The sequence below is a fragment of the Xanthomonas sp. D-99 genome (assembly GCF_017746145.1).
GTDB lineage: Bacteria > Pseudomonadota > Gammaproteobacteria > Xanthomonadales > Xanthomonadaceae > Xanthomonas > Xanthomonas cissicola.
This window is the reverse complement of the sequence record NZ_JAGHWU010000130.1, coordinates 1-789: the sequence shown is the minus strand read 5'-3', so window position 1 is coordinate 789 and position 789 is coordinate 1. Positions and strand designations below refer to the sequence as shown.

The following is a 789-nucleotide window of genomic DNA, read 5'->3' as shown; positions in this document are numbered from 1 at the left end:
ACCGAACGTCAGCTGCATGGATGAATCCTCTACATAAGGCGATAGTGTCGCGCATCTGCGGTGAGTTGATCAGACCTTCCTTAGATCGTAAACGTTCGAAACATCCAGGCCATGAGTCCCCTGTGCTATCTCTCGAATCAGCCGACCTTCTTCATTGCGAATCTGCAATCCGGTATTAATTACATAAATCCATAATCGATCCTGTGCATCCATTGCCAGACGTTCTGGATTGCCGTAGCCCACCGATTTTGAATTGATAGAAAGCGGCCAGCGTTTCCGCTGTTTAGTACGAGGGTCATAACGGACAATCGAATAAGGTAGGCCTATCCAGACGTAGCCGCTTTTGCTTTCGACCAGAGACGTTGGCCAACGCAATTCGTAAATTGGCTGCAGATGACGTTCAAACGATCCGTTGGCGGGATCCAAGCGCTCAAGAACGCCACGTGTCCCGGCAACCCACAAGCCCCCAGATGCAGAAACTGCCGAAACCCTTACGATTGGATTTGAAATCGATTGACGATCGTCAGTGTGATAAGACAGTACGGCAAAGGTACTCCAGTTAGGAGGCAAATGCCAAAGACCACCATTAAGACTAGCGAACCATAGGCCACCTTCACGATCTTCGTACGCACTCGACCAGCTCGGCTTTACGAGGCCGTGGGCTGAGACACTATAAATCGGCACATTAACGACATCCTTGCCAACCGAGACCCCCAAACCGGCCATGGTATCCAACCAGTAGCGCCCGACACGATCACGCAGCAACATACCTAAGGAAGGTCTGATCAA

At 50.7% G+C, this 789-nt stretch carries 1 pseudogene; it reads right to left on the bottom strand.

Annotated elements, in window-relative coordinates:
• Positions 1-69: 69 nt before the first annotated feature.
• Positions 70-789 (bottom strand): annotated as a pseudogene (locus J7360_RS21100) (histidine kinase); the annotation flags it as partial.